The sequence below is a fragment of the Actinomadura hibisca NBRC 15177 genome, assembly GCF_001552635.1.
Lineage (GTDB): Bacteria > Actinomycetota > Actinomycetes > Streptosporangiales > Streptosporangiaceae > Spirillospora > Spirillospora hibisca.
On sequence record NZ_BCRO01000109.1, the window covers coordinates 34,146 to 40,466 of the forward strand.

Consider the following 6,321-nt stretch of genomic DNA (forward strand, 5'->3'; position numbering starts at 1 on the left):
GCTCAGGCGGGGAGGAGGCCCTCGGCGCGCATGCGGCGGCGGGCCAGGGTCCGGGTGCGCAGGACGCCCGCGACGCCGGCGGCCCAGATCGGGATCTGGACCGTCCAGGCGGCGCGGAACGCCTCGGGGGTGAAGTCCCTGCCCGGGGACAGCGCGTCCAGCACCAGGCCGACCAGCAGGATCGTGATCAGGGCCGCGACGAAGCCGCCGACGTTCACGATGCCGGTCGCGGTGCCCTGGCGGCCCGGCGGGTTGAAGGTCCGGGCGAAGTCGAAGCCGATCATCGCGCCGGGGCCGCCCAGGGCCACGCACACCACCAGCAGCACCAGCACCCACGCCGGGGCCGGGGGCGGCCAGGCCAGGGCGGCGGTCCAGGCCGCGACGTTGAGGCCGACGATCCCGAGCACCAACCAGGAGCGGCGTAGCGGGTAGCGGGCCACCAGGCGGCCCACGAACGGGCCCGACACCACGTTGGCCAGCACGAACAGCGTCAGCAGCGTGCTCGCGGCCGCCGGGCTCACGCCCTGGCCCGACACCAGGTAGGGGTAGCCCCACATCAGCGCGAAGGTGTTGGAGGAGAACTGGGTCACGAAGTGCGTCCAGAGCCCCAGGCGCGTGCCCGGGTGCCGCCAGGCGTCGGCCAGGTTGCGGCCCACCTCGCGCAGCGGGGCCGAGGCGGCGCGCGCCGCGCCGGGCGGGGCGTCGCGCAGGACCGCCGCCGCCAGCACCGCGACCAGGACGCCGAGGGCCGCCGCCGAGCCGAAGGCGGCCGACCAGCCGGGGCCGTGCAGCAGCGCGACCAGCGGGACCGCGCTGAGCACCTGGCCGAGCTGGCCGAGCAGGCCGGTGAGCTGGGTGACGACGGGGATCTGCCGGGGCGCGAACCACAACGTCACCACCGACAACACGCTGATGAAGGTCATCGCGTCGCCCGCGCCCACCAGGACGCGGGCCGCCGCGGCGGTGCCGACGTCGTGCGCCGCCGCCAGCAGGCCCTGCCCGGCGGCCATGACCAGCGCGCCCCCGGCGATCATGCGGCGCGGGCCGAGCCGGTCCAGCAGCAGCCCGACGGGGATCTGGAGGCCCGCGTAGACCAGCAGCTGCAGGACGGTGAAGGTCGCCAGCATCCCGGCGGTCGCGTCGAAGCGGTGCACCGCGTCGAGCCCGGCCACCCCGAACGAGGTGCGGTGCAGCACCGCCACCACGTACGCGAGGACGCCCACGCCCCACAACACCCAGGCGATCCGAGGGGTGCCCGCCGCCACTGTTTGGTCGTTATGCACGGTTTGTAACGATAGGTGATGTTATTTACCGGACGCGGGCCGGGCCCGGACGTGCACCCGCTCCCCCTGCGGCCCGAACAGGCTCAGCACCTCGGCCGGACCGCCCGCGCCGCCGAAGTAGTGCGGCACCCGGGTGTCGAACTCGGCCGCCTCCCCCGGCTCCAGCACGAGGTCGTGCTCGCCCAGGATCAGCCGCAACCGCCCGCTGAGCACGTACAACCACTCGTAGCCCTCGTGGGTGCGCGGGTCGGGGTCGCGGGCCTCGGGCAGGATCATCTTGAACGCCTGCACGCCGCCGGGCCGCCGGGTCAGCGGCAGGACCGTCCGGTCACCGACCCGGCGGGGCCGCGTCCGGACGCGCGGATCGCCGACCTCGGGCGCGCCGACCAGCTCGTCCAGCGGCACCTGGCGGGCCTTGGCCAGCGGCAGCAGCAGCTCCAGGTTCGGCTTGCGCTTGCCCGACTCCAGCCGCGACAGGGTGCTGACCGAGATCCCCGTGTCCTCCGACAGCTCGGTGAGGGTGACGCCGCGCTCGCGCCGCACCCGGCGCAGGCGCTCGCCGACGCCCGCCAGTACATCGTCCATGGTCCATATTGCAGAAACGGCAAAGAACTTTGTCAAATCGTCCCGCCGCGACGCACAGTGGCCCCACGCGACAACGCAGGGAGAGGAAGGGCCATGGACTCCTACGACGCAGTGATCATCGGTGGCGGCGCGGCGGGGCTGAACGCGGGGCTGGTGCTGGGCCGCTCCCGCCGCCGGGTGCTGGTGGTGGACGGCGGACGCCCGCGCAACGCCCCCGCCGCGCACATGCAGGGCTTCCTGTCCCGCGACGGCCTGCCGCCCGCCGACCTGCTGGAGATCGGGCGCACCGAGGTCCGCGGCTACGGGGGCGAGATCGTCACCGGGACCGTCACGCGAGTGGACGGCTCGGGCCCGTTCACCGTGCGGACCGACGACGGCCGCGCCTACCGGGCCCGCCGCCTGCTGGTGGCGACCAGCCTGACCGACCGGCTGCCCGACGTGCCCGGCGTGCGCGAGCGCTGGGGCCGCGACGTCAACATGTGCCCGTACTGCCACGGCTGGGAGAACCGCGACCAGGCCCTCGCCGTGCTCGGCACCATGCCGTCCTCGCTGGAGCACGCGCTATTGCTGAGCCAGTGGACCTCCGACCTGGTGTACCTGCCGCACCTGCTGCCCGCGCCCACCGGCGAGGACGCGGCGAAGCTGGCGGCGCGCGGGATCGAGGTCGTGCCCGGCGAGGTCGAGCGCCTGGTGGTGGAGAACGACCGGCTGACCGGGGTGGCCATGGCCGACGGGACCGTGCTGGCGCGCCAGGGCCTGTACCTGGCCGCCGAGTTCGTCCCGAACGACGCGATCCTGACCGGACTGGGCTGCGCGGTCGAGGACGGCTGGGTGAAGGTGGACGGCTCCGGGGCGACGAGCGTCCCGGGGGTCTACGCGGCGGGCAATGTGGTGAACCCGAAGCTGGGCGTCATCCACGCGGCCGCGGCGGGTTCCATGGCGGGCATGGCCATCAACGCGGACCTGGTGTTCGCGGACGTGGCCGAGGGCGTCAAAGCAGCGTGAGGACTCCGGCAGCGCCGTGACACCGTCCGGCGCTGCCGGAGGCCACCTATCGTGGCGGCATGGAGGTGCAGGAGTGGCGAGCGGCAAGAGCACGACTGGCAGATGACAGAGAAGGACTCGGACACATCGCGTCCAGCCTCTACAACGAAACACCCCGCGCCGAGAACACACCCCTGCTAACCCGCCCCGAATGGCTGCCCAAAACCCCCATCCCCCTGCATCAACTCCAACTGAAATGGAATGAACACCCGCCCCCACCCCTGGTCACCAACCCACCAGACGGCCTACCAACCGGCTTCACAACCTACGCAGAAGCCCTAGCAGCCCTCGCCCCACCCAAAGTGTTCGAGAACCGCCCCGCCTACCGACTACTAGACGCCCAACTCACCAACACCCCAATGCTGTGCTTCGGCCCCGCGCACTACTTCGACGCCGTGAACGTCGGAGAAGCCGCAGCACACGAACTGGCCACCGGCGGAAAAGCCCTACGGAACCGAGTAGGCGACCCACGCGACCTCAACCGCCGCCCCGCCCTCATGGCCATCACCACCCTCACCGTGACGCGCTCAGGCTCCTACGTCCTGCACTGGCGTGACCCCGCCAAGGTCGCGCACGCAGGCGGCCTCCACCAGGTAATGCCGGTCGGAGTCTTCCAACCCGTCCACGACGCACAGCGCGACCTGGACCTGTGGTGGAACATCACACGCGAATACGGCGAGGAGTTCCTAGGCACCCGCGAGGACTACCAACACCCCGACAGGAAATTCACCACCTTCCGCGCTCACTTCGAAGACGCCCGCAAACAGAACAACATCCAGCCCTACTGCCTGGGCCTAGGCGTCGATCCCCTGACCTTCGCCGTCGATCTGCTCACGGTCACCGTCATCGAGGACGCGACCTTCCACGACCTGTTCAGCGGCCTGGTCCGCGAGAACGACGAGGGCACCGTCTCCCTCGCCCGCTTCGACGGGACGCTCCCCCGCCCCGTGCAGCCCGCCGGAGCCGCCGCGCTGAGGCTGGCGTGGCGGCACCGCGCGCGGCTCGGGATCAGTCCCGGGTGAGCGCCTTCAACTCGTCCAGCGCGTCGTTCAGGTGGTCGATCAGCTCGGCCGGGTCGGGCACCAGGTCGCGGCAGGCCACCACGCCCACGTCCACCTTGCCGTCGTAGGAGAAGACCGTGATGTTGAGGCCGCCGCTCACGTCGGTGATGACCGAGATCGGGTAGTAGGCCAGCACCTTCGCGCCGCACAGGTACAGCGGGAACTGCGGGCCGGGCACGTTGGAGACGATGAGGTTGAGCGGCCGCACGCCCGCGCCGGGCAACGCCGACAGCGCCAGCCGCGTCATCGGCCCGGCGAGCGGCGCGGGCAGCAGCCCCGCGACGTCGGCGACCCACGAGCCCGACGACGCCACGAAGCGGCGCTTGGCTCGGTCCATGTCGGCGCGCACCGCCGCGTAGCGCCCGGCGGGGTCGGGCAGGTGCGTGGCCAGCGGCGCCGTCATGATCGACACCTGGTTGCCCGCGTCGGACTCCGCGCCGCCGCGCAACGACACCGGCACCCCGGCGACCAGCGGCCCGGACGGCAGCGCGCCGCGCTTGTCGAGCCAGGTGCGCAGGGCCGTCGCGCACAGCGCCATCACCACGTCGTTGACGCTGCCGCCCAGCGCCCGGCGGATCTCCTTGATCTCCGCCAGCGGCAGCTCGCCGCACGCGACGGCGCGGCCCCGCCCGATGGGCCGGTTGAACGGCGTGGGCGGCGCGCTCACGCGGGGCGCGGGCGGCGGGGCCTGCTGCCCCAACGCCCCCTGCATCAGGTGGGTGACGCGGCTGACGCCGGGGATCGCGCCGACACCGGGAATCTCGTCCAGATAAGGGGCGGTGCGCGCCACCGACCAGGCGCTGCGCAACGGATGGAGCGCCGTCTTCAGCAACCCCGTCCCCATCATGCGCCCGGCACCCGGCGCGCGCTGCGGGGAGGTCTCATCGACGGGCAGATCGCGCGGCTCAGAAGAAAGATCCAGCAGCGCGGCCAGGGTCTCGGCGGCCATCACACCGTCGATGGCGGCGTGATGCACCTTGACGTACACAGCAGTACGACCGCCCGCCAGCCCCTGGATCAGCACCAGCTCCCACAAGGGACGCGACCGGTCCAACGGTCGTTCGTGCAACATCGCAACGGCGTCGGCGAGCTGCCGGTCGTCACCAGGAACGGGCAGGGCGATCTCGAAGATATGCCGCTCCGGAGCGAAGTTCGGGTCGTCTTCCCAGTAGGGACGGTCCAGCCCGAACGGCACCTGCACCAGGCGCTGGCGCAGCGGCCGGATGGCGAGGTGGGCGCGGTCGCGGATGAGCTGGGCGACGTCGGCGACGGTGAGCCGCCCGCCGGGGCGGCCGGTGGCGTCGAGGACGCCCAGTCCCGCGATGTGGGCGTGGGTGGTGCCGGTCTCGGCGTTGAGGAAGGTGGCGTCCACGGTCGTCAACTGGCTCATGGGGTCCCGCTCTCATCGACTGCTCGGCGCCTACCCCTCTAGGAGTTACGGACTACCGGACGGTAGGTCAACGGAGGTTGTTGGGAAGTAACGCGGACTTAACAGGACGTTTCACCCATCCCTTCTGGGCGTTTCGTAGCGAACTGACAAAAGGTCCGGCCGCCAAGTCGTCCTCTTGCGGTCAACCTCCACCGAACAAGCCGATCATGGGACCGTTCGGCCGCGCACTGTCGGCGGGGCGGCGTAAAGTGGCCCCCCATGACGGGACGACCACTCTCCGAGACCGTGGAGACCGGCTGGGCGACGGCCCTGGAGCCGGTGGCCGGGCGCATCGCCGCCATGGGCGACTTCCTGCGCGCCGAGGTCGCCGCCGGCCGCCGCTACCTGCCGTCCGGCCCCCACATCCTGCGCGCCTTCCAGCAGCCCTTCGACGAGGTGCGGGTGCTGATCGTGGGCCAGGACCCCTACCCGACGCCGGGCCACGCGGTGGGCCTGAGCTTCTCGGTGGCACCGGAGGTCCGCCCGATCCCCGCGAGCCTGGTCAACATCTACGGCGAACTGCAGAACGACCTGGGCCTGCCCCAACCGTCCAACGGCGACCTGACGCCGTGGACGCACCAGGGCGTGCTGCTGCTGAACAGGGCGCTCACCGTCATGCCCCGCAAGCCGAACTCCCACCAGGGCAAGGGCTGGGAGGAGGTCACCGAGCAGGCGATCCGCGCACTGGCGGCGCGGGACAAGCCGCTGGTGGCGATCCTGTGGGGCCGCAACGCGCGCAACCTGCGCCCGCTGCTGGGCAACGTCCCGGCGATCGAGTCGGCGCACCCGAGCCCGTACTCGGCGGACAACGGCTTCTTCGGCTCCCGCCCGTTCAGCCGGGCGAACCAGTACCTGGAACAGCAGGGCGCGGCCCCGGTGGACTGGAAACTCCCCTGACCAACAACCTCGGCCACCGGGG

The 6,321-nt window shown here is 71.9% G+C and carries 6 protein-coding genes; 3 read left to right on the plus strand and 3 right to left on the minus strand.

Translation table 11 applies throughout. From position 1 onward, the window contains the following. Positions 1–2: 2 nt before the first annotated feature. The gene (locus tag AH6_RS37445) at positions 3–1,283 is read right to left on the minus strand and encodes an MFS transporter (protein ID WP_245679638.1); all 1,281 of its coding nucleotides are present in this window, start codon (positions 1,281–1,283) and stop codon (positions 3–5) included. Positions 1,284–1,304: 21 nt separating this feature from the next. Continuing rightward, entirely contained in the window at positions 1,305–1,868 is a 564-nt protein-coding gene (locus tag AH6_RS37450; RefSeq protein ID WP_067490095.1) for a helix-turn-helix domain-containing protein, read from the minus strand. A 93-nt stretch (positions 1,869–1,961) separates the two neighbouring features. Between AH6_RS37450 and AH6_RS37455 the strand changes: the two genes are divergently transcribed. Next, the gene (locus AH6_RS37455) at positions 1,962–2,873 is read left to right on the plus strand and encodes an NAD(P)/FAD-dependent oxidoreductase (protein WP_067490098.1); all 912 of its coding nucleotides are present in this window, start codon (positions 1,962–1,964) and stop codon (positions 2,871–2,873) included. A 341-nt stretch (positions 2,874–3,214) separates the two neighbouring features. Then, the gene (locus AH6_RS37460) at positions 3,215–3,934 is read left to right on the plus strand and encodes a hypothetical protein (protein WP_157431957.1); all 720 of its coding nucleotides are present in this window, start codon (positions 3,215–3,217) and stop codon (positions 3,932–3,934) included. Here AH6_RS37460 and AH6_RS37465 read toward each other — a convergent pair. After that, positions 3,921–5,363: a WS/DGAT/MGAT family O-acyltransferase gene (locus AH6_RS37465; protein ID WP_067490104.1), complete on the minus strand. Its 1,443-nt coding sequence runs from the start codon at positions 5,361–5,363 to the stop codon at positions 3,921–3,923. The genes AH6_RS37460 and AH6_RS37465 overlap by 14 nt on opposite strands. 258 nt (positions 5,364–5,621) lie before the next feature. On the opposite strand from AH6_RS37465, the gene AH6_RS37470 reads away from it, so the two are divergent. Beyond that, positions 5,622–6,299 (plus strand): uracil-DNA glycosylase, encoded by a 678-nt coding sequence (locus tag AH6_RS37470; protein WP_067490107.1) that lies wholly within the window; start codon positions 5,622–5,624, stop codon positions 6,297–6,299. Positions 6,300–6,321: the final 22 nt, after the last annotated feature.

Coding starts and splice junctions, on each gene's coding strand:
- AH6_RS37465 (WP_067490104.1), bottom strand. CDS start 5,363: ATGAGCCAGTTGACGACCGTGGACGCCACCTTCCTCAACGCCGAGACC.
- AH6_RS37450 (WP_067490095.1), bottom strand. CDS start 1,868: ATGGACGATGTACTGGCGGGCGTCGGCGAGCGCCTGCGCCGGGTGCGG.
- AH6_RS37455 (WP_067490098.1), top strand. CDS start 1,962: ATGGACTCCTACGACGCAGTGATCATCGGTGGCGGCGCGGCGGGGCTG.
- AH6_RS37470 (WP_067490107.1), top strand. CDS start 5,622: ATGACGGGACGACCACTCTCCGAGACCGTGGAGACCGGCTGGGCGACG.